Raw genomic sequence first — 22,931 nt, 5'->3', positions numbered from 1 at the left:
ACCAAAAGCCATGAAAAAGGAGATTATCATGGTGCATCAAGACCTCGGATATGTCGGCTATTTCGACCGGGAATCCTGCGATCTGGATGAATTCAAGGTGTTGACCTCTCAGAACCTTTCAGCCGATGCGGTGCCCCATGCCGCGTCGGTTGAAAAGAACGTTCCGATCTATGACATGCAAGCCCTGCGCCCGGTGCTGGAGCAGACGGACAAGCGTCAGGCTTTGCTGGCGGAATGGGGCTGGGTTTTTAGCAAATCAGCCGGCGTGATTGCCCTGAAAGGGGCCTATCCGGACACCTCTGTGATTGACCGAGCCTCCGAGGTGTTTCGACAGATTATCGATGAAGAACTCCGAAGTGGGGCGGGTGAGGGTGATCACTTTGCCGCCTCGGGCGCCAATGACCGGGTTTGGAATGCGCTACAGAAGCAGTGTTTGCGCGATCCCGAAGGGTTTGCGTTGTATTTCGGAAACACCGCGATTGCAGCTGCCTGCGAGGCGTGGCTGGGCCCCAACTATCAGGTTACCGCGCAGGTCAATCAGGTGCGCCCCGGTGGTAAGGCGCAGCAAGCGCACAGGGACTACCACCTGGGGTTTCAAAGCGCTGACAGCGCCGCCCGGTATCCCGCTCATGCCCACCACCTGACTGCGGCGCTGACCTTGCAAGGCGCCGTTGCTCATTGCGACATGCCAGTGGAAAGTGGCCCGACCAAGCTGCTGCCGTTTTCGCAGCTTTATCCATCGGGCTATCTGGCGTTTCACGATCCCGCGCATCGAGACCATTTCGAAGACAATTTCATCCAACTGCCGCTGTCGAAAGGGGACGCGGTGTTCTTCAACCCTGCGCTGTTCCACGCTGCCGGAGAAAACAGCAGCGCCGATATCGACCGCATGGCGAACCTGCTGCAAATTTCGTCGGCCTTCGGGCGCGCGATGGAAGCAGTGGATCGCAGTGCCATGTCGCGGGCCGTGTGCCCGCATCTGATTGCACTGAAACAGCGCGGCGATCTGAGTGTGTCGGAACTGGATGCGGCGATTGCGGCCACCGCCGAAGGCTATCCTTTCCCGACCAATCTGGATACGGACCCTCCGATCGGGGGCAATGCGCCGGAAAGCCAGGCGGATGTCCTGCGCCGGGCGGTGACTGAAGGCTGGACCGAGGCGCAACTGACCGAGGCGCTTTCGGCCCTGCAGGCAAGGCAAGCTGCCTGAATCAATATTGGGGTGGGCCATTCGCCCGCCCGTCAAGGAGACGACACCATGGCAGACCTGCTCAAGAAACCGTTCGGATCCCGCGGCAAGGTCCACGACATTACTCCGGCCAGCGCAGGGTGGCGATATGTCGGCTTCGGCCTTTATCACCTGCGTGCGGGTGACAAAGCTGCCGAGGATACAGGCGATCGCGAGGTCATCCTGGTCATGGTCGAAGGCAAGGCGCAGATCACCGGGGCCGAGCAGGATTGGGGCGTTCTGGGCGACCGGATGGACGTGTTCGAAAAGACGCCACCGCATTGCCTGTACCTGCCAAACGGAACCGGGTGGGAAGCCGTCGCCGAAACCGATTGCGTCATCGCCGTCTGCTCGGCCCCCGGCAAAGGCGAGCATCAGGCCCGGCGCATCGGCCCTGACGGCATTACCCTGACCGAGCGCGGCAAGGGCGTGAACACGCGCTATATCAACAATATCGCGATGGAGAACGAGGATTATGCCGACAGCCTGCTGGTGACCGAAGTGTTCACGCCGAACGGCCACTGGTCGTCTTATCCCAGCCACCGCCATGACGAGGATGATTACCCCCGGATCACCTATCTGGAAGAAACCTATTACCACCGCCTGAACCCGGCCAACGGGTTTGGTATCCAGCGGGTTTATACCGATGATGGCCAGTTGGACGAGACGATGGCCGTGTCCGATGGCGATGTTGTGACCGTTCCGCGCGGCCACCACCCTTGCGGTGCACCCTACGGGTTTGAGATGTATTACCTGAACGTCATGGCCGGGCCTCTGCGGAAATGGCGCTTTGTTGCGGCCCCCGAGGTCGCGTGGATCATGGAGCGTGACGGATGACCCGAGACTTTGCCACCTATCCCAGCCTGAACGGCAAGACCGTCTTCATCACCGGCGGGGCAGGGGGTATCGGTGCGGAAACGGTCCGCGCTTTTGCGGCCCAAGGGGCCAAGGTCGGGTTTCTGGACATCAATGCCGACGCCGGGCATGCGCTACTGGCGGATCTGGACGGCGAACACGCCTTTGCCCAATGCGACCTGCGCGATATTGAGGCGCTGCGCGTGGCCTTGGACCAACTATCGGAAGATTTGGGCGCCGCACATGTTCTGGTCAACAACGCGGCCCATGACGACCGGCACGACTGGCGCGAAGTGACACCCGAGTACTGGGACGAGCGTATGGCAACCAATATCCGCCACATGTTCTTTACCATCCAATCTGTCGCGCCCGCGATGATCGAACGGGGCGGTGGGGCCATCGTCAACCTCGGCTCAAACTCGTGGTGGGAGGCTGGTGCGGGCTTCCCGGCCTATGCCACCGCCAAATCTGCCGTGCATGGCCTGACCCGCACCATGGCGCGCGAGCTGGGTGATCACCGCATCCGTGTGAACACGGTGGTGCCCGGCTGGATTATGACAGACCGGCAAAAAGACCTCTGGGTTACGCCCGAGGCGCTGGCCAAACAGGTCGACCGCCAATGCCTGCCCGATCCGATTGACCCTGTCTACGTGGCGCGAATGGTGGTTTTTCTGGCCTCGGACGATGCAGCCATGTGCAGCGCGGGGAATTTCATGGTTGAGGGTGGGTCGATCTGATCATCAATTGGATTTGATATGGTCTTGCCGGACCTTTGTCTTCAACCATTTGATCAGACGGTCTAGCAATGGTTTGAGGAACCAACCCACGCAGCGACCGATACCGGTTAAGATCGGTCGCGCTTTGCGTATCATCGCGCGGGCGTAGTCATTGGCCTCTTGTTCCTGTTCTTCTATCTGACCACCTTCGCTGTGTTTGTGCACATGGTGACCAACCTCGTGGTAGAATGTGAACTCGTTTCTCAGAGTTTCAAACCACTTGGTCAGTCCTTCGGGCGGTGTTGTGGGCGCCGTCAGCACTATCCCCGAGAAGAACAGGTTGTACTTGCCAAGGTAGTCAAGCTCGGGCCGTGCGGCGATTACGTCTATGCGGGTGACGTCCTCAAGCGACAGGCCGTTGGTTTTACTCCAGCGCTGAAGGTTTCGAATGATGCGGAGCGGATCGGCGACTTCATCGGCAATAAACACCGGTATGTTCCCGGCCAATAAGGTCGACGGCGTGTCGTCCAGACGTTTTGCCATCAGGTTTAGGGTTCTGCGATGGACTGGGTGCAGTTTACCTTTTCTCAGCCGGGTGATTTCCTGGCGAAATGCGTCGGAATCCACCTCGCTCAGCAGTGCAAGCAGGATGCCAAAATACTTGGGCATTGGACCCGGAGGGTTGTCCCGCCATGCCGAAGAGGCAAGCTTTTGCTGAATTTCCGGAACAGAAGCTTTCGGATCCGCCAAAAGTGTGCGCCACGCGTCGCGCACTGTCTCGACATGGTTTGTCGAGATACCCCGCAAAAGCCTGTTAATATCGCGCGCAGCACTAGTTTCCATAACCTTCGGTTATTCAGAGAATGTGCCGAAAGTATGAAAACCCTTTTGAAGGCAAAGCACTAGACGCCACCGGCCTACATTTGCGGCGGCGCTCCAAAGGCCCGGATCACGCTGCGCGCGGCGGCTTCGACCGGGTCGTGGGTCTCTTTCAGGATGGTGACACGGTCGAACCTTTCGGGGTCGCGGTTCACCGCCTCGCGCAGTGCGGCACCGAAGGCCATGCGGAGCTCGGTCCCGATGTTGAACTTGCAGATCGAGGTTTCGCGGGCGAGACGCTTGCGCTGCTCGACCGGAACGCCAGAACCGCCATGGATCACCAGCGGCACTTCGGTCATGGCGTCGATCTGACGGATGCGACCCTCGTCCAGACCGCCCTCTTTGTTTTGCTGCAGATGGACGTTGCCGACCGAGATGGCCATCGCATCCACGCCGCTCTCCCGCGCGAACTGCGCGGCCTCGGTCGGGTCGGTTCCGTTTGACCCTTCACCGCCGGAGTAGCCGACAAAACCGATCTCACCCTCGCAGGAAATTCCGGCTGCATGGGCCATTTCTGCAATCGCGGCGGTCTCGTCGATGTTCTGCTGCAACGGCTTGCGCGAACCGTCGAACATCAGCGATGTGAACCCGCTGTCGAGCGCGATCTTGCATTCCTCAAACGTATAGCCGTGGTCCAGATGGGCGACCACCGGGACCGAGGCGTTCTCGGCCAAGTGACGGAACATCTTGCCCAGAACGGGCAGCGGCGTGTGTTCGCGGCAGCTGGGGCCGGCCTGCAGGATCACTGGGGCGTTTTCGGCCTCGGCGGCGGCCACGTAGGCGCGCATGTCTTCCCAGCCCAGGGTAACAAGGCCGCCCACGGCATAACCTTGTTCAAAAGCGGGGGTCAGGACGTCTTTCAGCGTGACGAGGGTCATTTGAATTTCGCGATCATGTCTTTGATGCCCGGGATCGTTTCGATCTGATAGGCGTGTGTCGGTTGGAAATATTGGACCAGTGAGCGCTGGCTGAGACCGCCGAGGATGGTGAAATAGTACATCTCATATCCCGGCAGCACGCAGCAGGGGTGATACCCTTTGTCGATGCAGATCGTTGAGCCATCGACGATGTGATAGGCATCGCCGGGCTCGTTATCCTCTCGCTGCAACATTTGCAGGCCCGACCCCCAGTTGGGTTTGAAGCGGAAGTTGTAGGTCTCGTCGTGGCGGCTTTCATCCGGCAGGCGGTTGGTGTCGTGCTTGTGGCTGGGAAAGCCGGACCAGCCGCCCTGGCCAACAGTATACAATTCGCTGACCAGCAGACGGCCGACCTTGTCGTGTTGTTTTTGCCCGAGGATGTGCTTGATCTTGCGATGGGTTTTGGTGTCGTCGCTGCCGTATTGCACAAGGTCATGCTGGCGGACGTCGAAGGGATCGAGCACTTTGTCGTACTTGGCGCCCGCGATGAACACCTCGGTCTCGTCCGACACGCAGATCATCTGCGCCTTGGCGCCGACGGGGATATATACGCCCTCGGGTTCGCCATCCCAGACATCCTCGCCCCGGTTGCCGAGCTTGGCGAATTGAACGCCCTCGACGTCAACATCCACGCTGCCGGTGGCGGGGACGATACAGGTTTCATAACCCGGCACCTGATACTCGAATGCCTCACCCTTCTTCAGCTTGACGATGTTGAAATAGTTCAGCGGCACCGTCGGGTCGCCGGCATCGACTATGGGTTTGTTCTGATTGTCATAGGGTGCGATATGCATGAGGGACTCCTATGTGGTCGGGCCGGGATGATCGGCCAGAAACGCGTCCAGTTGCTGTGTTGTTGGCATTGCCTGGGCACAACCGGGTTGTGATACAACGATCGAGGCACAGGCCGACCCGCGCATGACCGCATTTTTCAGCGAATGCCCCGCCGCGATTGACGCCAGCAGGCCGGCCATGAAACTGTCGCCCGCGCCGTTGGGTTTGACGGCGGTGACAGGGAAGATACCGGTGCGGATTTCCTGACCGTCCACCAGCGTCACCGCACCCTGTTCGCCCATCTTGTAGATGACGATCCGGCCCGGCTTTTCCGCCAGTTCCTTGGCCTTGGTGAAGCCTTTTTCGATGCCACCGGCCATAAAGCCGAACTCTTCGTCATTGCCGACGATCAGGTCACTGGCCTCTCCGGCGCGCGACAGGACGTCGGCGGCCACCTCGGGCGAGGGCCAGCTATAGGGGCGGTAGTCGATGTCGAAAATCACCGGCAATCCGGCTGTGCGAGCGTTGTCGAAGGCGCGGAAGGTGGCGCTGCGCGACGGTTCGGCGGCAAAGACGGTGCCTGCCGAGATCACGGCTGAAAAGGCGGAATAGTCGACCTTGTCCATATCCTCTTCGGTGACCTGAAAATCGACGGCCCCGTTGCGATAGATGACGTTCTGGAAATTCTCGATCCGGCTTTCATAGACGGCCAGTGACATGCGGTATTCACCGCCAACGACACGGATATTGGACGTGTCGACGCCATAGTGGCGCAGCCGGTTCAGGCAGAATCGCCCAATTGCATCGTCTGAGACCGAGGTGACCAGCGACGCCTGACTGCCCAGCTTGACCAGACCCGTACAGATATTGGCCGACGATCCGCCCAGATCGGCGTGGAACGTATCGGCATCTTCGCTTTTGACACCAATGGGATCGGCGAACATGTCCATGCCCGCGCGCCCGAACACGGCAAACCGGTTTCCTTTGATGCCGTCTATCAAAGCGCTCACGTCATATTCCTCCGGCAAGCTGGGGTCGGCAAAGTTTGGACCTTGCGTTGAATCGATTCACACGATACTCATTTTGCAACCGGTTGCAAATAATATGTTCGGAGCCGTAACAGATGCCTGAAATCGGAATTGGAATCGTAGGTGGCGGCTATATGGGCAAGGCCCATTCGGTCGCCATGTCGGCTGTGGGGGCGGTGTTCAACACGGCGCTGCGCCCGCGTCTTGAGATGATCTGCGCCTCGAGCCCAGAAAGCGCCGAACGGTATCGGGCGGCTTACGGGTTCCGCCGCGCGACCGAGGACTGGCGGGTGCTGGTCAATGACCCCGCGGTCGAGGCCATCGTCATCGCGTCGCCCCAGAATACCCACCGTCAAATCGCCGAAGCGGCCCTCGCCTTGGGCAAGCCGGTGCTGTGCGAAAAGCCGCTGGGCGCGTCGATGTCGGATGGTGCGGCGATGGCGGCGGCGGCCGAGGCCGCCGGTGTTACCAATATGGTCGGGTTCAACTATGCCCGCACACCCGCGACGCAATACGCGCGCAAACTGATCGCCGAGGGCGAATTGGGCGATATCACCTGGTTCCGGGGCGAGCATACTGAAGATTTCTATGCCGACCCCGAGGCCCCGGCCACGTGGCGCACGACCGGAATGGCCAACGGCACGATGGGCGATCTGGCGCCGCACATGATCAACGGCGCACTGGCGCTGATGGGGCCGATTGCCGAGGTCATGGCCGAGGTCGAAACCGTTCACCACACCCGCCCCGGAGGCACCGTGGACAATGACGATCAAGCGCAGATCATGTGCCGGTTCGAAAACGGCGCGATGGGCAACATCCATGTCAGCCGTGTCGCGACAGGCCGCAAGATGGGCTACGCCTACGAGGTTTCGGGCACCAAAGGTGCGCTGCGGTTTGATCAGGAAGACCAGAACGCCCTGTGGTTCTATCGCCATGAAGGCCCCGAGGCGCAGCGCGGCTTTACCAAGATCCTGACCGGCCCGGCGCATCCGGACTACGAACCCTTCTGTCAGGGTCCGGGCCACGGCACCGGATATCAGGACCAGATCATCATCGAGGCCAAGGATTTCCTGCAGGCGATCCATACCGGAAAGCCCATCTGGCCCACCTTCCACGACGGGCACGAGGTCAACCGTGTCGTCGCTGCGGCGCTGGCGTCATCCCGGCACCGGCAGTGGCAAAGCATCCGCGATTTCTGATCGCAAACGGCAAAACATGTAAGAGAGACAATTACCATGGCAAAGCTGAAATGGGGCATGATTGGTGGTGGCGAAGGTAGCCAGATTGGACCGGCACACCGTCTGGGGGCTCAGGCCGACGGCATGTTCGAATTCGCAGCTGGTGCGCTGGATCACCGTCCCGACGTGGGGCGGGAATACGCGCAGCGATTGGGCGTTGTCGCCGACCGCGCCTATGGCGACTGGAAGGAAATGCTGGCTGGTGAAAAAGACCGCGCTGACCGGATTGATCTGGTAACGATCGCCACGCCGAACTCGACCCATTTCGAGATTGCCAAGGCGTTCCTTGAAGCCGGGTTCAATGTGCTCTGCGAAAAGCCGATGACCATGACGGTGGAAGAGGGCGAAGAGATCGTTCGCGTGGCCGAGGCCTCGGGCAAAATCTGTGCGGTCAACTATTGCTATTCCGCCTATCCGATGGTGCGGCAGGCCCGCGCGATGGTGCGGGCGGGCGAAATTGGCAAGGTGCGTCTGGTCGTCACCAATTTCAGCCACGGCCACCACGGCGACGCCACCGATGCCGACAACCCGCGTGTGCGCTGGCGCTATGATCCTGCGATGGCGGGTGTCTCGGGCCAGTTCGCGGATTGCGGTATCCACGCACTGCACATGGCCAGCTTCATCTGCGATGACGAGGTGAAGACCCTGTCCGCCGACATGGCCTCGACCATTTCCAGCCGCGAGTTGGAAGACGACGCCATGATCAACTTCCGGATGGAGGGCGGTACGGTGGGTCGCCTGTGGACCTCATCAGTGGCCATCGGGCGGCAACACGGGTTCGACATTCAGGTGTTTGGCGAAACCGGTGGTCTGCGTTGGGCTTCGGAACAACCTAACCAATTGATCTACACCCCCGTTGGCGGGCGCACTCAGATCATTGAAAAGGGCGAGGGCGGCCTGCATGACGAGGTGCAGCGCCTGTCCCGCGTGGCAATCGCGCATCCCGAAGGGTTTCCGCTGGCGGTCGCGAACATCTATTGCGACCTCGCCGACGCGATCCGGGGTGAGGCCCGTGACGGCCTGCCTGATGCATCCGACGGGGTCCGGTCGATCGCCGCAGTGCACGCGGCTGTGGCATCGGGCAATGAGGACGGCGCCTGGAAAGACGCGCGCCCGCCGATGTTCCGATGATCAGGGGCGGGGCCGCAATGTGCCCCGCTCAATCACCCGGCAGGGGAAGATCCGCGCCTCCGGGTACCGTTCGGGGTCTTTCAGCATTTCCTCGATCAGATCGACGGACGAAGTGATGATCTGCTTGATCGGCTGGTGAATGGTGGTCAGATCAATATTCTCCCACCGCGACATCTCCATGTCGTTCAGGCCAATGATGCCGATATCGATACCCGGTTTCAGTCCGTGGTCGCGCAGGGCAGATAGCGCGCCAACAGACAGAATGTCGTCCCCGCAGAAGTAACCCTCGGCTGGGGTGTCCGCCAGCAGACGCAGCATCTCGGTGCGTCCGGCGTCAAAGGAATAGGCCCCGGCGAAAGAATGCGACACCTCAAGGTCGGGGTGCCTTTCGGCCTCTTCCATGAAACCGCGATACCGGTCCATGGCCGAGGTCGCATCCTGCGGCCCGCCCAGGTACCCCACGCGCCGATAGCCGCGCGCCAGCAACTCGCGCGCTGCCATGCGCCCGCATTCCACGTTGTCGATTCCAACGACGTGCACCTCGGGCGAAGTGGCCGATCGGCCGAAGGTATGCACCACCGGCACCCCCGCATCATGAAATGCCTTGGCAAAGCTGGGCGGAAGGGTCGATGAGGCGACGATGGCGGCATCCACTGAATACTGCCGCAGCATCCGCACCGAATTGGCCGGTTCGGTCTCGTCCGTCAGGTTGACGATCAGCGGCCGCAGCCCGCGTTCCTGCAGGGCGCGGGTGAACTGGTCGAACACCTCAAGGAAAATCGGGTTGTGAAAGTTGTTCGAGATCAATCCGATCAGCTTGGTCCGCCCGGTGGTCAGCGACGAGGCCAGCGCATTGGGGCTGTAGCCCAGTTCTTTTGCAGCTTTTTCAACCTTGCTGCGGGTCTTGGCGGACACCGAAGCGCCTTCGGTAAAGGTGCGCGAAACGGCCGAGCGGGACACGCCGGCCAGTGCGGCGACGTCTTTCAGGGTGACACTCATGACTGGCGCCCGCGGATCGGGGGAAGGCTGACAAGCAATTTCATGGTGGAATACTACGCGCCAACGGTCAAAACTTGCAATCGGTTGCAAGCGTCGGGCCTAAATTACGCCGGGTCCGTGTTGTTTGCGCGGTTTGAGGGGGGGCAATGGTGGGTGATGAGAGACTCGAACTCCCGACGCATCGTTAAAAAACAATGACTTATTGGTGATATTGTAACCGTGTAACCGGCCCTAAAATGGGCCGGATGACGTTACGCAAAGATGAAATTGTCTAGTCATAAGGTATCAACGGTCTAACGCCTAAGCGGGATGCTAGAAATTCTTACGCGCGAGAATCCGTCGCTTACCCCGGCTTGAGTCAACGCACCGCCCAGTGCGTCATAAATCGTATATGCAGCATTAGTTGGGCCGATAATTATCTCTTCCAGTAGATCAGGAATAGTTGCGCCCACAAATCCCTCGCTGGGATAGTCCATCAAAGGAAATTTGTAGACCCTCTGTGGAACTCCATTAACTACTTCCAGATCAAACTTCACCTTATTGGACGGAAACATCGTGGGTGACAGAATAACACGCCATTCCCGCTCTTCTGCGAACCCCGGATGCTTTGTCGACAGTGCTGCGAAATGAAAGATGTTCTGAAATATTGTCTTTACCGCTTCGCCACCTAGTTGGCGCGCCAGTTCCATATTTTGCTCAAACGCATCCACCACTTTGGAGAACTCTTGAACAAACCGATCCTGGTCCCCATAGAAAACGGGGCTTGTAAAAGCATTAGTCGCAGTCGACTCTCTGAGAAAAGGGCCGTTGTTCATGACTAGCGCGACATTCGTGTTTCCACCGTAAGCTCGCCACATCGAGAGGCGACCGTATTTGTCCTCATCAATGGTTCCATTTCCATGCTCGCTAACTGAGATTATGAAGCTCTCTCTTTCGCGATCGTATCCACGTTCATCGAATGACTTCGCCAATCGGTCTACCAGCCCAGCTTCTATTCCTTCCAACAGTCCCTTGAGTCTTGCCCCCTGCGTCTTGTCATTCCAAGCGGCTGCCAAACATGATTGACCATGCTGAACTTCCGAGAAGTCGTTCATTTCGGAGGCATTGCGCATCCAGACCTTTTGATTCTGGATAATGCTCAATGCATTTGATGCACTTGTGTAATGCACAAATTTAGTTCCGCTCGACTTGACTTGATTCATCTTTTGAACGGTGTATGGGGAGACTTTTTCCCAAAAATCTCTGATTAGTTCTTCGCTCATTTTTGCGGCTAGCCTCATTCTATGTTTTCCGCCACGGTAGCGGGCTTCTTCGTCCCCGTCACGCTCACATGGAATCCCCTGTGGTTACGCTAGTAACCTGTATTCAGATCGTCCAAAGCCAAAATACCGCCAGCTCGCACCGGCAGTTAGATCGTCCAGGTGGGCATCGGTGGGGTAGTTACAGCAGCCACAAACCGACCCAATAATGGACCAGATGAGATGCTGGTAGATTAGGATTACATCGGATGAGCAGATGGCCTATGGTCGCGGTGTAAGCATAGGATAAACACTTGTCTGACGTTCAAACGCTATTAAACCTACCGGTTGATACGATTGCTGTGCTGACATGCGGTTACTTGGGTTATCGGCTTGCCTACACTGGAAAAGACGCCAAACACAAAGCTACAGACACGGTCTTCCTTTCGTTGGCCTTCGGTTTAGTGGCGAAACTTGTTTTTGTTTTCATGGAAGGCAACGGCTGTCCGCTTTGGGCCATTGTTGTCACGGCGTTAGCTTGCTCGTTACTTGTAAGTGCTGCTTGGCGCAAATGGGTGCAGAAGCGTGTTTTTAAACTTCTGCGTGATACCAAGGTTTCGTCCCACGACAATTTTCAATCCGCATGGGAATCTGTCATCGCTGATGATGGTATGGAGCTGTCTCAAATCATAGTCCGTCGCACAGACGGAGTTGCCGTCATGTGTAATGATCTACACGCATTCAAAAAAACACGCACAGGAGCATTCTATCTAGGACATGATGGTTCTGTTGCGCTCTACGTTACTCATCAACGTGATAAGGGCGGGGACTGGGAAGACGTGTCAGATGAATTAGACAGCGAGGATGGCGGGAAATTAATGACCATAATTCCCGCCGACCAGGTCGCTTCCACGCAACTTCGAAATAGTTGATTACTTTGACTTCGGAGGGGGAGCTGGTTTGGTTTGCTGAGAGGTTGTCGGCTGTGCTGAGTTTTGCGAGGTTGTGAACCCATCATTAGTTGCTTGTGTTGTTTCAGATGATGGTTTGCCTTTAGCCATATCGATCTCCTAGTTTCTTGTTACCGCATTTGGTCACGTGGGCAGTCGGTATTCAAGCCGCCAATTACTGACCGCCTAATCGCGTTCAGCTTGGAAGGCTAATTCGTGCAGATCGGTAATGTCTTCATCTCCTGCCAAAACAGAAAACGCATACCTAGCGCTTTTTTTCATTTCCGAGATTCCGGTCTGGTTACCTATCTCGAAGCCAATAGTCAGAGCAGAAAGGATGCTTCGCACATCGTTTACTTTCGATATGAACTCACTTTCAATCTCAAGTAGTAGCTTTTTTACTTGGCCTGAGTTTAGATCAGGGTCGTCCCATTCTGCATACCAAACTTCCCACCTGCCGCTTTCCGTTTCATGTGGCTCCATTATGTAAAAGCTATCGTAATCAAAGCGCTCATCTTCCTCATGAACTTTGATTGTCAGCGCTTCATGTGTTTCTTCGAATGGCGGTTTCTTCATTGCTGTCCCGGAAATTTGGATTTGGTTCTTCTGCCAAGTGACTACTATGCTACCGATTGGTCACATAAAAGTTGTTCTCTCCCTCTGGACATTCTTCCCGCATTTTTACGCAAAGCGCTCGCTCTGACGCGTCACTATCGCCATAGACTTCGACGGTATGACCACACCGTTCGCACTGACCTGACAGCCCATCTACATCCCGGTATTCGCCTTCAAGGGTGGTGTCAGTGACCTGGACCTCAACTCGCATAACAGCTCCTAAACTTTGCAACCATGACACGAGGGGTAGATGAGAATCGAGATGGTTAAAAGGTATGATTTTGATACAAGAAACCCGCCAGCTTGCACTGGCGGGTCTTTTTCAGTCTAGAGCGAGACTAGTTACAGCCGCCCCTCACGCTCCAGCTTCTCAATAGCCGCATGCGCCTCGTTGATCACCGAGCGACTATCCGGCAGGACATAGAGGGGGTGATCTTCCCATGCGCGGAACACTTCGTCCGATGCATCTTCATCAGGTTCCTGAGTGCGGGTAAGAGCGGCTACTGATGAGAATTCATCTTCCAGCTTTTGCATGTCTTTGAGAATGCCCATGAGATTATCAATGACCTCTCTCAACTCTTCTAGCGGATAATCACTATCCCGGAGATCATCAACGATCTGGTCTAACAAGTCTTCGGGTATTCCCGCGCATGTGCAAAGGCTCAATCCGAATAGATGATCCCGCATCGTCTCATCACTAACAGCGTTGTTATTCACAAGTGTGGACTTGTGGCTGTGCTGAAATACAGGCGCATCAAGGAAGCGCCGAAACAGCTCTTGCTCTGTCAGAGTTGCTCCATTCGTTGAAGTCGCGTATTCTGTTGCCATAAATGGCTCCTTTGATGTTGTCATTTACATGAATGTGACGCGGTCCTGTCGCCAAACTGAGCCGCGTCACAACTACCTTATAGCACAATTTTGACGGGAAGTTCGTAGGAAAATTAGGACCGTATCGGTCCTATGCTGCCTCCGCGACCTGAGCATCATCCAGCACCGACACCGGCCAGATGTTCCCGATCTCACCCAGAGCGGTGACAATCTCGGTCTCAGGGTCAGTGCCGCATTCTTCGAACGGTTCAGATACCAGCTTTTCCAGCTTAGCTTTAAGTGCGTGGTAGATGTGATCCGGCAGATAGACTTCTTGGGTATTGGTGGGGGTCTGCACGAAATTATTCCTCTTAAAGATGATTTGGTGCGTGCAGGCTCGCATGAGCGGAATCGGGTGCGCAAGAGGAAAATTGTCGTAAGTCATTGTTTTTATTATAAGTAAATTCTTACTTACCGTTAAAAATTTGAACCCCGCGCAGGTGACTTATATCGCATTGGCGATCCTGCACGGGGTTCTGGTGTAGCCTTTGCTGCAACTACATTTGTTATTTTATAACAATTTGGGCGTGATCGCCAGACCTTTTCGCAAGGCGTTTCTCACGACGCTTGGCGACTTCGGCCTCAACAGCTTCAATCAACTTAGCACCAGTCAAACCTTGTCCACCGGTTCCGAGTTTCTTGGTAAGGCGAGCGCGGTTGTTGCTGTCTGCCTTTTGGTCTTTCTTGTGCCGTTCAATCTGTTCCGGCGTCATCGCACCCAGAACCTCTTTCGGCGTCATGTCGTTCGGTCTGGCGCGCGACCGGCGACTGGCATTGTAGATTTCGCGGCCTTCCTCTGAGCGCCAGCGGTCGGTCTCGTTCTGTTTACGGCCAACCGGATCAGCATCGCGGTTTTCCTCAGCCTTGCGTTTTGACCGGGCAGAGGCCGCATCGGACATTGCTCGGTGGTAGGTGTCTGATCCTTGTTCCGACCTAGCGGCCAGAGCCAGTGCTTCACGTTCGGCACGCAACGCCTTGTCATAGCGTGTCAGGCGGGGCTTGTGGTCGATCCGGTCACTTGATGCCTCAGCGGCGCTCACAAGAGGCTCTGAGGCGGTCTGTTCATCTAAACTGTCCAAGTCATCAAGCTTGGACAGTATATTCTCAAGCCGGTCGCTCCGGCGCTGTGCGTAGGCTTCGTCGCTGATGCCAACTGACATTTCATCTTCGGCGATTGTCGGAACACCACCTGCAAAAAAGGCGCGAAGATTCTCAGCCTTTTCCACGTCATCCCGATTGGGTTCTGCTATAAGCATGGTAGTTCCTACGATGTTGAGATTGGAGGGGGCAGTGGTGCGACGCTGCCCCTTCTTCGTTTAGGCTGCCAGCAGCACAGCAAGGTCGCGTGCTACGTCACACGGGAACGACTTTGTCACCTTGCCAGCGAAAGGGATGGTCAGCTTCACACCATTGCCTTTGCGTTCGATCAGGTAGTTGTGCTGCATGTTTACGAGTTTCTGGGCTTTCTCATCGCCATCAACGAAAGCGCGCAGTGTGTTCGCCAGATCGGCGACACCTTCTTTCGAGAAAGGGATAGGGGTCTGATCGTCAAATCCGATCAAAGCACCAGAACCATACGGGTGCAGATTCACACCTTGGATGCCCGGCAAGATGGTGCCTTTGGCGATTTCACAATTTACCATGTATCCGATGGTTTCGGCGTAAGAGAGGCCGCCAATTGCATCACCAATGGCTTTGACTTGGGCATGGCGCTCCGGGGAAAGTTTGATAGCGGGGCTAGACATAGGGTCTCCTGTTTCGTCTTTCCGACACTCTAACAGTTAACTGTTAAATATTCAATCCGGGTGGTTGAAAATAATTAATGAAAACAGCGTTATAGATAGCTATAACGGAAAGCCGGTGTTTACCGCCCCGGAAGGTGATTAGAGAAAATGTGGAGTTTTGCCCGCTCTTCTTATTCTTCTTAATTAGAAAGAATAAGTAAGAAGTAATATCTATATATACGAGCAAAACTCCACATTTTGAAAACGGGCAGAATTCCACATTTTGGGCATAGTCCCACTTCTCCGGGACGGGCAAAACTCCACTTTTAGCGGGCAAAACTCCACATCTCCGGGTTAGCGCACACCTCGTCGCCTGTTGTTGAGGACATTCCCCGGCCTTCCTTGGCGGCTGATTTCATCTACTACAACGCCTCTCATCGTAGCTTCCATCTGCGCAGCCATGCGCTCAGCAAGATCGGCGTTTTGCTGCGGCGTGCCAGCGGAGCCATTGACGGTGATCGGCGAATTGATTGTGACGTTCGGTGCGGCACCAGCGCCCACAGACTCAGAGCGCGCCGCTGAGACCGCCTGAACGGGTGCCCGGCCACCCACATACCCGCCAGACGCATACCCCCGCTTAGCGGAGCTGTGCAGCGCTTCTAGGTTGCCAACACCAATGCGCTGGGTCGCCTTCTTGCTCATGACGTATTCCCCACGGTGCACAACACCAGCCGGTTCATATTTGCCGCCATCGCCGGTGTAGCCACCTTCGGCAAAGAAGCCACCCATGAAGGCACCAGCCGGGCCGCCGATGAAACTGCCGATAATTGACAGAAACAGCTTCTTAGCAGCCATTTTTGCCAAGTCTTGGGCGAGACCGGCCAGCGCTTCGCGCGCGGTCATCGTGCCGGTCACAATCCCGGTGAAGGCATCGGCGGCCTGATCTGTGAATGACGCACGCGCGGCGTCAACCTCATCGAACTTCTGTGCGGTTTGCTGTGCCGATTGCGCGGCGTCTGCATATCCACGCGCCAACGCGCGGACCTCGTCACGCAGCGCAGGTGTGATCTCCCTCCCGGACTGTTGGGCTGCATGTAGCAATTCAGCTTCACGGCGGGCCGTCGCAATTGCCATTGAATACTCACCGCCAGCAGCGGCACTTGCGACAAGGGCGGTCGCCTCAAGTTCCAACATGGTGATTTCAGAACGCAGGGCAGATGTGATGCGCTCATATTCGTTGACTCTGCCAGCGCCACCACTACCCCCGGTCTCAAATTTCTCATTCAGCATCGACGGCGCGACACGCGGACGAATAGAAGTGACGGGCGCTCGATCCGATGAGGGCAAATTGCTTTCGAACCGGCGGCGGTCAACTTCGGCCTGACCGTCACCTCGGCCAGAGGATGTATAGCCGCCGTTATCCGGCAGCTGCGTTTTCAACAGGGTCGCTTTGCCAATGGCCTTGTCCAGTGCATCGCCAATGCCACCGATAGCAGAAATCACATTTGCGAAACGGGCACCGTCTATTTCTGCCAGTTCCTTGGCGACTTCGCGGGCCTCACCGACCAGTTCGCCGATTTCCTTTTCGAATTCGCTGGCTTCGATCTGGCCGCCTTCAAGCGCGTCCACCAACCGTTTCAGGTCGCCCATGATATCAGCCAGGGCGAACCGGGCGTCGGTGTTGTCGATCTCAAAAACACGCACACCGTCAGGACCGGTCATGCGGTTGATCAGGTTGAACAGCTCGTCGTAGGTGCCGTGAAGGCTGCGCAGATCGTCGGCATGGGCGGCAATGGCCGCCTTGTTACCTTCCAGCCCATTAGCCAGCTCTTTGCCAAGCACAGCCTCAGCGCGTTCGATATCGCCGAATATACCTTCAAGGTTCTTCTTGGCGCTGAGAATGCCAGAAACACCTTCTGACATGGCTACGGCCAGCCGCTTGCCGAAAGCGCCCATCCGGGTGGTCAGCTCGTCGAACTTGCGGGTGACTTCATCTGCCGATGCAACAACGTCATCATCTAGCACCGCGCCCAGCTCGTGGGCTTTGGCGATTGTGTTTCTCAGCTCAGCGTCGCTTTGGGCCATTAGTGCGACAAAGCGTTCGCCGCCCGTGCCGCCAAAGAGTTCATCTGAAAGACGAATACGGCTCGTGCGATCCAGACGCCGTGATCGCTCAAAGATTTCCAGCATCAACTCAGAGGGCTTTTCCAGACGCTCGCTTAGCTGATCCGCGCTGAATCCAAGGCGCTCGAACATTTCAGCACCGCCACCCTTGCCGGTTTCAATGAACTCATCTGCGCGGATGTTCAGCTCTTTGAAAGAGTCGATCATCGCATCTACTTCGATGCGGTTCTGCTGGGCGACGAAGCGCCATTCCTGATGCTCTTTCAGCGACAGCCCGGCGCGTTCGGCTTCGTCGCCCAGCTCGGCTATGCCTCTGGTGGTGTCAGAGATAGCCCTGAGCGTCGAAGTGGACGCGACACCAGCGGCCAGCGGAACAGCCATGCGCGCGAAACTGGCAGCTACGTTCCGGCCCATCTTGGCATAAGTGGCGTCGATACGTTTGGCCGATTGTTGCGCCCGGCGTTCCATCTGTTGCGCGCCGCGTCGTTGGGCGCGATTTGCACGCTGCAGACCCTTTTCAAGTTTGTCGATCCGGGCTTCGATAGGGACGATAAGGCCGGGCAGTGTTGCGTCGTTCATGCTTCTTCCTCAAGGATATCTGCCAGTGTTTTGAAATTGGGGTCGTTGTATTTCGATTGATTGGATTCCTGCGCCACCGCGCGATGCACGGCCATCGCAGCGGCGATAGCGCCGTCGATGCGGTCAGTTGTTTTGCCCTTGTGCATTCGCACTAACCCGGTGGTTTCGTTGCGGCTGGCAACCACACTGTCAAAGTGGTGCCGCAAAACAGGGTGACCGTCTTGCCTGATCATGCGCCCGTTGACGGTTCGTTCCAGATCACCAATTGCGACACCCATCGACAGGGGCGCTTGGCGAAGTTCGATCACGGGCAATCCATCGTCGTGCAAGCGCTGCATGATCTGGCGGGCAAGGTGGGGGTCAAAGGCGATCTCTTGCACATCGTGGCGCGCTGCCAGCTCGCGCAAGTGATCCTCCACGGCTTCAGGATCGATGATCGGTCCGGGAGTGGCTGTGATCAGGTTATCATCACGCCAGCGCTCATAAGGAACACGGTCGCGATCACTGCGCTCTTTGAGGTCTTCACCGGGCACAAAGAACCAAGGCTTGATTGTGATCTGGTCATCGTCGTGCCGCCACGCAGCCACAACGGCAGCGGTGTCACCATTCTTCGCCATATCCACACCAACCCAGCATGGCAGCGCTTCAAGGTCGGTCTCGTCGTCATCGAATTGCCGGACGTCATAGGTCGCCATGCTGAACAATGGATCACGGCTATTCCCGTGCCAGATGTTCAGGTTGTATTGCTGGAAACTGTAACGCTCTGCCGGGTGGTCCTTCGCTTCTTTGGCTAATGAGCGCAGACCGGACAGGCTGGGAAACCCATGTTTCAGGCCGGGGTTAACCCGGTGCCATACGTCTTCATTCTGCCAATCGTCATCGGGTTCGGCCGCAAAGATGATCGGCAAAAACTCGGGGTTGTCGATCTCTCCCAGAGCAACACGTCGGGCATAATCATACTGTTCTGCGGCCAGCGTTTCGTGACCGCGCCCAGCGGTGGTGGCGATGACCAGAAGGCTATCGTCGGTTTTTGCCAAACCTGATTTCAGGGCTTCCCACAGATCCCGCCCTTTCCATGCGTGTATTTCATCAGCCAGGACAAAAGCCGGGGTGGTGCCGTGTTGTGCGCGGCCATCGCTGGACACGGCGCGCAGCCTAGCGCCGCTGTCCCGGTGGGTGATCTGCTTAGCGCTGTTGAACGCGTCGTGAATGCGTGTCGCAGCAACCAATCGCTTGTCCTGCCGGATGATCTCGGCGGCTTCACGAAAGCCAATGCCTGCCTGTTCCCGATCAGAGGCCGCAAAGATCACCTGACCGGCAGGCACTTTTTCGGGTCCGATCACATGCAGCAGCGACAAGGCAGCGGCCAAGCTCGTTTTTCGGTTGCCACGGGGCAGCATCAGAAACACCGTTTTAACGATCCGGCGCCCGTCAGCGTGGCGTGGTCCATAGATGCGCCGCACAATCCGTTCCTGAAACGGTGCAAGCTGGAATGCTCTGGGGTGCCGGTTGACGTTGGCGGCTTTGGGCGCGCGGTTTTCATTCACCGCTGCCGGGTGGCGCAAGCGCTTCAAGAACTTGACGGCCCGTTCCCCGTGCCCAAGAGGGTCATCTATGGGGCTGCCGTCATCAATCCATGCCGGGTATGTGCTGGCTTTGCTCATGGTCACACTGCCAACGGGTTATCGTCGTCATCGTCATCCGACTGCACAGCGCCAATCCGGGCGCGGCTGGTCGGGGTCAGGCCATATTCGGCGGCGAATTGGCGCGCTGTCTGCATATAGCGAATTTGCAGCCCGCCCATTTTCAGGTCAGGAAGAACACCGGCGCTCATGGTGTCTGCGATCAATCTGGACGCGCCAACAGACACGCAGTAAGCCTCTACACCTGCCATGTCGGCTTTGGTGATGACGCGCCGGGCGATAAGCTGGGGCATGACACGCCGCCACTCCGCTTTCGCATGTGCGGATAGGTATTTCGGCACCGGCGGGGCTTTGGTTAGGGCTTCGGCATCAGGGGACAGTGGCGGCTTCACACCGCGCGAATGCACACTCATACCGCCACCACCGAACAGCGCAGCTCAAGGCCGCGTTTGCGGCCCAGCTCGGCAATCTCGTCAATGTTATAGGCAGCGCCGTCAAAGATCACGCGGTCAGCAGTGGTGATGCCAGAGAAATACCGGATGCGGAACACGGCGCTACTTGAGTCACTTTCACCAAATCCGGTCAGGTATTCGTCGGCGCTGAGCTGCACCAGCTCTGCCCTGACCGTCGCAACGGGTGCTTGTGTCTTAGACACGGCACCAGACGCGGCCACAGTCTCGGTTTCACGCTCAATGGTGATCTGCTTATCTAGTTTTCCAGCCCGGATCATGATCACGGCCTCCACCGGACAACACCCGATACCGTAGCAACGCCGTGGCAGTAGGCTTTATCGGGGTCAGGGTCACGCATGTATTTAAAGCTGGGGCGTCCGTAGGAGTTGATATCGTTCTCGACCAAATCAGGCGCATCCCAAAGCGCATGAGTAACGGCAGCGCCAATCTGCCGGGCCGTGTCTGCGCCGTCTTCAACTGCCCAAACATGCAGGTCCAGCCAGACCCGCGTCAGATACCATTCTCCAGACCGGCCAAGATTGGCGGTGTCAGGGTTCGCCAGAATAACACAAGGCAGCTTGTCCGGGCGTGTCGATCCGGCCCGGATATGGTCAGCGGGAACAAGGTCGGTCACAGCCGAACTGGCGATCAGCGCCGACCTGATTTGTGTCTGAAACTCGATATCGGGCGCGATCATGTTTTGCCCTCTGCCGCTTTCTTGATTGCCTGACCGATTGCACGGCTGATGCGCCGCTGTGCACGGGGTTTAGCCAGACGGGCACCCGGACGCATGAACGGCTGTGCCTCCTGTTTTACGGTGCCGAACTCCTGCAAGTGGCCGTGGCGCACGTCTTCATTGCCGACGGTTACAAGTGCTTGGTTAGGACCAGCGGTGCGTCTGCCACCACCTTCTGCATAGGCCGGTGTGGTCTCGCCCGGTGCGGTGACCTCGATGGACTCTTTCAAGTCACCTTCATCAACAGGCACCAGAGCACGCATTGCGGCTGCGTATTCTTCGGCGCTTTTCACAAGCGCAGGGCGCAGGGACTTTGCGATATCATCGGCCATCGATCCAAATCGGGCGCTCAGAATGTTCGATTGCTCGGTCAGGCTCTTATTCTTGGACATAGCCAGTCACCGGATTCTTGTAAGGGGAAAGCAGCTCACGCACGCCAAAGGGCACCGGGGCAGTGGTCATCCCGAATGACGCAGCCTCCCGCTGCTCATACCAATAGGCTGCAAGCTGCAAAGCGGCCTCAGTCAGGGGCGCTTCACCGGCCACAAACGGCGTCCCGGTGTAATGGCCGATCCATGTTTCAGCGGCGTCCAGCTTGTGCGCCAGCAGGGCGTCATCAAGATCATGATCAAGGTTGAGCTGCGATTTCAGCAGCGCAACAGGTGTCAGTGCGGCCATCAGCTCGCCTCTCTTTCTGAAAAAGTTATTTTCGGTGTGTCTTGTGCGGACCTCCCCCCGCCGGTCCCCTCAGAGCCCCCAAAGTTCGAACCCACCCCGGGGCTTGAAATATATCGGTCGATGAAAGAGTGTGCCTTGGTTGCTCGTTGCCCTACTAGGGGGCTCCTCAAACGTCTGAAGGCGGCATTAGAAAACAGTAGGACCGATGGTGTGCGGTCTTGGGGACGCGGGTTCGAATCCTGCCGGGCAATAACTCCTTCGGCTTTGAAGCTATTCTCAACATTTCTGATGTGGTTCATGATCTGCGCTCCTGCCGTTGCTTGTGGCGGCTGTGACAGGACGTGCAGAGCGGTTGCCAGTTTGAGCGATCCCAGAACAGGTTCATGTCGCCACGATGAGGGATGATGTGATCAACCAGCGTGGCCTTGGCTCCGCAACCGGGCCATGCACAGCGATTATTGATCTTTAGGAATGCATCACGAGCTGCGCGCCATTTGCTGCCGTAGCCTCGTGTAGATGCAGACGGGCGACGCGCATCATGGCGCTTGTTCCGGGCGCGGGTGCGCGCAACCTGACAGGCGCAGCGCTCACCATGCGGAACGATATTGCCACATGTGCAGATATGAGGCGGGCGGGGCATGTTAGGCGTGACTCACCATCACTTGGCAATGCCCACCTTCTTTACAGCGGGCAAAGAGGCGGTTTGCGCCGGGAATGGCGGGCCAGAGTTCAGACAGGCTTTCGTTGATCAATCCTTGACCAAGCATGAACTGCATAGAACCAGCATCGTCTGTCGGCACAGCGCCGGAAGTCGCAACCAACATCAGCCTGTAATAGCTTTGGTTCTGCACGGTGGCATTGGTGATGTCGTGGTCCGTTATCTCGGTCCAGTTGCCGCCGACAGTAACAGTGTCATTCTTAGGCATTAGATCATTTGTCCTTCTCGTATGGTGCTGAGGGCGCGCAGGCCAGCCAGCCCGGCGCGGTCGAACTCAGGGTCAAAGCCGTTCTCAACGGCTTCTTGGCGTTGTTCTTCAGTGGGGCCTTGGTGCTCGTTTTCCGATGCGCCGTGAATTGCCATGAGCTTGCTCATGTGGGCTTCAAAGGCGTCCGTGATTTCTTGGGGTGTGGCATTCAGGGCGACTTCGGGCGGCCAGCCCATCCAGCCAGTCGCATAGCCATAGAGATGCTTGAACAGATCGGTCCAAGGTAACGGATCAGTGTTTTCCGGTTTGGTTTCGCCATCGTCTGCACTGTTCGGAAATAGCGCCGTGACAAACTCAAGAAGAGCCGCGATAGCGGCGTTGAAGAACCCAGACAGGGGTTGCGTCGCGACATAGCCAAACAGGGTATCAGTGGCCGCTCTGCCAGCCCCAGCGGTGATGACCTGCCAGACAGTGAAAGTGTCAAACTCTTCCAGCCTGCGTAGCAGCTCAGGAAAGCCACCGTGCAGCCGTTCAAGGCGCATGGCAGCCCGCAAAGACGGGCGCAGGAACACGGAGTGATCACCGTATTCCATTGCGATTGCGTCATATGCGAGCTGCGGTTTCATGGGCTGGG

General features: G+C 57.2%; 27 protein-coding genes. 6 read left to right on the top strand and 21 right to left on the bottom strand.

The window, feature by feature from the left end:
• Window positions 1-28: 28 nt before the first annotated feature.
• The 3 genes from GOX88_RS13050 to GOX88_RS13040 are packed head-to-tail and all read left to right on the top strand — an operon-like array spanning window position 29 to window position 2,820.
• Window positions 29-1,210: a phytanoyl-CoA dioxygenase family protein gene (locus GOX88_RS13050; RefSeq protein WP_170403093.1), complete on the top strand. Its 1,182-nt coding sequence runs from the start codon at window positions 29-31 to the stop codon at window positions 1,208-1,210.
• A 48-nt stretch (window positions 1,211-1,258) separates the two neighbouring features.
• Window positions 1,259-2,065, top strand: a complete 807-nt coding sequence (gene iolB, locus GOX88_RS13045) for a 5-deoxy-glucuronate isomerase (RefSeq protein WP_170402404.1) — start codon at window positions 1,259-1,261, stop codon at window positions 2,063-2,065.
• On the top strand, window positions 2,062-2,820 hold the full coding sequence (locus tag GOX88_RS13040) for an SDR family NAD(P)-dependent oxidoreductase (RefSeq protein ID WP_170402401.1): 759 nt from the start codon (window positions 2,062-2,064) through the stop codon (window positions 2,818-2,820). The genes iolB and GOX88_RS13040 overlap by 4 nt, the downstream gene beginning before the upstream one ends.
• 3 nt (window positions 2,821-2,823) lie before the next feature.
• Here the strand turns inward: GOX88_RS13040 and GOX88_RS13035 are convergent, their stop codons facing one another.
• From GOX88_RS13035 to iolC, 4 genes are all read right to left on the bottom strand, one after another.
• Window positions 2,824-3,468: a hypothetical protein gene (locus tag GOX88_RS13035; protein WP_217354233.1), complete on the bottom strand. Its 645-nt coding sequence runs from the start codon at window positions 3,466-3,468 to the stop codon at window positions 2,824-2,826.
• 248 nt (window positions 3,469-3,716) lie between these two features.
• Window positions 3,717-4,556 carry a class II fructose-bisphosphate aldolase gene (locus tag GOX88_RS13030; protein ID WP_170402395.1) on the bottom strand — a complete coding sequence of 280 codons (840 nt, stop codon included), beginning with the start codon at window positions 4,554-4,556 and terminating at the stop codon, window positions 3,717-3,719.
• Entirely contained in the window at window positions 4,553-5,389 is an 837-nt protein-coding gene (locus GOX88_RS13025; protein ID WP_170402392.1) for a 5-deoxy-glucuronate isomerase, read from the bottom strand. The genes GOX88_RS13030 and GOX88_RS13025 overlap by 4 nt, the downstream gene beginning before the upstream one ends.
• A 9-nt stretch (window positions 5,390-5,398) precedes the next feature.
• Window positions 5,399-6,379, bottom strand: coding sequence for a 5-dehydro-2-deoxygluconokinase (iolC, locus tag GOX88_RS13020; protein ID WP_170402389.1), 981 nt, complete (start codon window positions 6,377-6,379; stop codon window positions 5,399-5,401).
• 113 nt (window positions 6,380-6,492) lie between these two features.
• Between iolC and GOX88_RS13015 the strand changes: the two genes are divergently transcribed.
• Window positions 6,493-7,596 carry a Gfo/Idh/MocA family protein gene (locus GOX88_RS13015; protein WP_170402387.1) on the top strand — a complete coding sequence of 368 codons (1,104 nt, stop codon included), beginning with the start codon at window positions 6,493-6,495 and terminating at the stop codon, window positions 7,594-7,596.
• Between the two features lie 36 nt (window positions 7,597-7,632).
• Window positions 7,633-8,766, top strand: a complete 1,134-nt coding sequence (locus GOX88_RS13010) for a Gfo/Idh/MocA family protein (protein ID WP_170402385.1) — start codon at window positions 7,633-7,635, stop codon at window positions 8,764-8,766.
• On the opposite strand, the gene GOX88_RS13005 is transcribed toward GOX88_RS13010, so the two are convergent.
• Entirely contained in the window at window positions 8,767-9,765 is a 999-nt protein-coding gene (locus tag GOX88_RS13005; RefSeq protein ID WP_170402382.1) for a LacI family DNA-binding transcriptional regulator, read from the bottom strand.
• 293 nt (window positions 9,766-10,058) lie between these two features.
• Window positions 10,059-11,027, bottom strand: coding sequence for a DUF2971 domain-containing protein (locus GOX88_RS13000; RefSeq protein ID WP_170402379.1), 969 nt, complete (start codon window positions 11,025-11,027; stop codon window positions 10,059-10,061).
• 290 nt (window positions 11,028-11,317) lie between these two features.
• On the opposite strand from GOX88_RS13000, the gene GOX88_RS12995 reads away from it, so the two are divergent.
• The gene (locus tag GOX88_RS12995; protein ID WP_170402376.1) at window positions 11,318-11,935 is read left to right on the top strand and encodes a hypothetical protein; all 618 of its coding nucleotides are present in this window, start codon (window positions 11,318-11,320) and stop codon (window positions 11,933-11,935) included.
• Between the two features lie 204 nt (window positions 11,936-12,139).
• On the opposite strand, the gene GOX88_RS12990 is transcribed toward GOX88_RS12995, so the two are convergent.
• From GOX88_RS12990 to GOX88_RS12920, 15 genes are all read right to left on the bottom strand, one after another.
• Window positions 12,140-12,529: a hypothetical protein gene (locus tag GOX88_RS12990; RefSeq protein ID WP_170402373.1), complete on the bottom strand. Its 390-nt coding sequence runs from the start codon at window positions 12,527-12,529 to the stop codon at window positions 12,140-12,142.
• A gap of 381 nt (window positions 12,530-12,910) precedes the next feature.
• Window positions 12,911-13,396 (bottom strand): hypothetical protein, encoded by a 486-nt coding sequence (locus GOX88_RS12985; protein WP_170402370.1) that lies wholly within the window; start codon window positions 13,394-13,396, stop codon window positions 12,911-12,913.
• A gap of 130 nt (window positions 13,397-13,526) precedes the next feature.
• Window positions 13,527-13,733, bottom strand: coding sequence for a hypothetical protein (locus GOX88_RS12980; RefSeq protein ID WP_170402367.1), 207 nt, complete (start codon window positions 13,731-13,733; stop codon window positions 13,527-13,529).
• Window positions 13,734-13,941: 208 nt separating this feature from the next.
• A complete protein-coding gene (locus tag GOX88_RS12975) occupies window positions 13,942-14,691 on the bottom strand; it encodes a hypothetical protein (protein WP_170402364.1) in 750 nt (249 codons plus the stop codon).
• A 60-nt stretch (window positions 14,692-14,751) separates the two neighbouring features.
• Complete coding sequence (locus GOX88_RS12970; protein ID WP_170402361.1) at window positions 14,752-15,180, bottom strand: hypothetical protein; 429 nt, start codon at window positions 15,178-15,180, stop codon at window positions 14,752-14,754.
• Window positions 15,181-15,513: 333 nt separating this feature from the next.
• Window positions 15,514-17,862 (bottom strand): hypothetical protein, encoded by a 2,349-nt coding sequence (locus GOX88_RS23860; protein WP_170402358.1) that lies wholly within the window; start codon window positions 17,860-17,862, stop codon window positions 15,514-15,516.
• Window positions 17,859-19,526, bottom strand: a complete 1,668-nt coding sequence (locus GOX88_RS12960; RefSeq protein ID WP_170402355.1) for a terminase large subunit — start codon at window positions 19,524-19,526, stop codon at window positions 17,859-17,861. Before GOX88_RS12960 ends, GOX88_RS23860 begins: the two co-directional genes overlap by 4 nt.
• A 2-nt stretch (window positions 19,527-19,528) precedes the next feature.
• Window positions 19,529-19,918 (bottom strand): P27 family phage terminase small subunit, encoded by a 390-nt coding sequence (locus GOX88_RS12955; RefSeq protein WP_170402352.1) that lies wholly within the window; start codon window positions 19,916-19,918, stop codon window positions 19,529-19,531.
• Entirely contained in the window at window positions 19,915-20,235 is a 321-nt protein-coding gene (locus GOX88_RS12950) for a phage head closure protein (protein ID WP_170402333.1), read from the bottom strand. The genes GOX88_RS12955 and GOX88_RS12950 overlap by 4 nt, the downstream gene beginning before the upstream one ends.
• A 2-nt stretch (window positions 20,236-20,237) precedes the next feature.
• Window positions 20,238-20,654: a tail completion protein gp17 gene (gene gp17, locus GOX88_RS12945; protein ID WP_170402330.1), complete on the bottom strand. Its 417-nt coding sequence runs from the start codon at window positions 20,652-20,654 to the stop codon at window positions 20,238-20,240.
• Window positions 20,651-21,085, bottom strand: a complete 435-nt coding sequence (locus GOX88_RS12940) for an HK97-gp10 family putative phage morphogenesis protein (protein WP_170402327.1) — start codon at window positions 21,083-21,085, stop codon at window positions 20,651-20,653. Before GOX88_RS12940 ends, gp17 begins: the two co-directional genes overlap by 4 nt.
• On the bottom strand, window positions 21,072-21,371 hold the full coding sequence (locus GOX88_RS12935; protein ID WP_170402324.1) for a head-tail connector protein: 300 nt from the start codon (window positions 21,369-21,371) through the stop codon (window positions 21,072-21,074). Before GOX88_RS12935 ends, GOX88_RS12940 begins: the two co-directional genes overlap by 14 nt.
• A 295-nt stretch (window positions 21,372-21,666) precedes the next feature.
• Window positions 21,667-22,011: an HNH endonuclease signature motif containing protein gene (locus GOX88_RS12930; protein ID WP_170402321.1), complete on the bottom strand. Its 345-nt coding sequence runs from the start codon at window positions 22,009-22,011 to the stop codon at window positions 21,667-21,669.
• Window position 22,012: 1 nt separating this feature from the next.
• Window positions 22,013-22,297, bottom strand: a complete 285-nt coding sequence (locus GOX88_RS12925) for a hypothetical protein (protein ID WP_170402317.1) — start codon at window positions 22,295-22,297, stop codon at window positions 22,013-22,015.
• Window positions 22,297-22,923: a hypothetical protein gene (locus GOX88_RS12920; RefSeq protein WP_170402314.1), complete on the bottom strand. Its 627-nt coding sequence runs from the start codon at window positions 22,921-22,923 to the stop codon at window positions 22,297-22,299. Before GOX88_RS12920 ends, GOX88_RS12925 begins: the two co-directional genes overlap by 1 nt.
• Window positions 22,924-22,931: the final 8 nt, after the last annotated feature.

Source organism: Ruegeria arenilitoris, from assembly GCF_013030985.1.
Classification (GTDB): Bacteria; Pseudomonadota; Alphaproteobacteria; order Rhodobacterales; family Rhodobacteraceae; genus Ruegeria; species Ruegeria arenilitoris_B.
Note: the sequence above shows the minus strand (reverse complement) of the source record. Positions and strands in the feature narration are given on the sequence as shown.

Bases quoted from the DNA above. Each gene is read 5' to 3' on its own strand.
- GOX88_RS12960 (WP_170402355.1), bottom strand. From the start codon at position 19,526: ATGAGCAAAGCCAGCACATACCCGGCATGGATTGATGACGGCAGCCCC.
- GOX88_RS12935 (WP_170402324.1), bottom strand. From the start codon at position 21,371: ATGGCCGCACTGACACCTGTTGCGCTGCTGAAATCGCAGCTCAACCTT.
- iolB (WP_170402404.1), top strand. From the start codon at position 1,259: ATGGCAGACCTGCTCAAGAAACCGTTCGGATCCCGCGGCAAGGTCCAC.
- GOX88_RS23860 (WP_170402358.1), bottom strand. From the start codon at position 17,862: ATGAACGACGCAACACTGCCCGGCCTTATCGTCCCTATCGAAGCCCGG.
- GOX88_RS12990 (WP_170402373.1), bottom strand. From the start codon at position 12,529: ATGAAGAAACCGCCATTCGAAGAAACACATGAAGCGCTGACAATCAAA.
- GOX88_RS12985 (WP_170402370.1), bottom strand. From the start codon at position 13,396: ATGGCAACAGAATACGCGACTTCAACGAATGGAGCAACTCTGACAGAG.
- GOX88_RS12925 (WP_170402317.1), bottom strand. From the start codon at position 22,297: ATGCCTAAGAATGACACTGTTACTGTCGGCGGCAACTGGACCGAGATA.
- GOX88_RS13025 (WP_170402392.1), bottom strand. From the start codon at position 5,389: ATGCATATCGCACCCTATGACAATCAGAACAAACCCATAGTCGATGCC.
- GOX88_RS12950 (WP_170402333.1), bottom strand. From the start codon at position 20,235: ATGATCCGGGCTGGAAAACTAGATAAGCAGATCACCATTGAGCGTGAA.
- gp17 (WP_170402330.1), bottom strand. From the start codon at position 20,654: ATGATCGCGCCCGATATCGAGTTTCAGACACAAATCAGGTCGGCGCTG.
- GOX88_RS13005 (WP_170402382.1), bottom strand. From the start codon at position 9,765: ATGAGTGTCACCCTGAAAGACGTCGCCGCACTGGCCGGCGTGTCCCGC.
- GOX88_RS13050 (WP_170403093.1), top strand. From the start codon at position 29: ATGGTGCATCAAGACCTCGGATATGTCGGCTATTTCGACCGGGAATCC.
- GOX88_RS12940 (WP_170402327.1), bottom strand. From the start codon at position 21,085: ATGTCCAAGAATAAGAGCCTGACCGAGCAATCGAACATTCTGAGCGCC.
- GOX88_RS13035 (WP_217354233.1), bottom strand. From the start codon at position 3,468: ATGCCCAAGTATTTTGGCATCCTGCTTGCACTGCTGAGCGAGGTGGAT.
- GOX88_RS12920 (WP_170402314.1), bottom strand. From the start codon at position 22,923: ATGAAACCGCAGCTCGCATATGACGCAATCGCAATGGAATACGGTGAT.
- GOX88_RS13000 (WP_170402379.1), bottom strand. From the start codon at position 11,027: ATGAGCGAAGAACTAATCAGAGATTTTTGGGAAAAAGTCTCCCCATAC.
- GOX88_RS12975 (WP_170402364.1), bottom strand. From the start codon at position 14,691: ATGCTTATAGCAGAACCCAATCGGGATGACGTGGAAAAGGCTGAGAAT.
- GOX88_RS13040 (WP_170402401.1), top strand. From the start codon at position 2,062: ATGACCCGAGACTTTGCCACCTATCCCAGCCTGAACGGCAAGACCGTC.
- GOX88_RS12930 (WP_170402321.1), bottom strand. From the start codon at position 22,011: ATGCCCCGCCCGCCTCATATCTGCACATGTGGCAATATCGTTCCGCAT.
- GOX88_RS13015 (WP_170402387.1), top strand. From the start codon at position 6,493: ATGCCTGAAATCGGAATTGGAATCGTAGGTGGCGGCTATATGGGCAAG.
- GOX88_RS13010 (WP_170402385.1), top strand. From the start codon at position 7,633: ATGGCAAAGCTGAAATGGGGCATGATTGGTGGTGGCGAAGGTAGCCAG.
- GOX88_RS12955 (WP_170402352.1), bottom strand. From the start codon at position 19,918: ATGAGTGTGCATTCGCGCGGTGTGAAGCCGCCACTGTCCCCTGATGCC.
- GOX88_RS13030 (WP_170402395.1), bottom strand. From the start codon at position 4,556: ATGACCCTCGTCACGCTGAAAGACGTCCTGACCCCCGCTTTTGAACAA.
- GOX88_RS12970 (WP_170402361.1), bottom strand. From the start codon at position 15,180: ATGTCTAGCCCCGCTATCAAACTTTCCCCGGAGCGCCATGCCCAAGTC.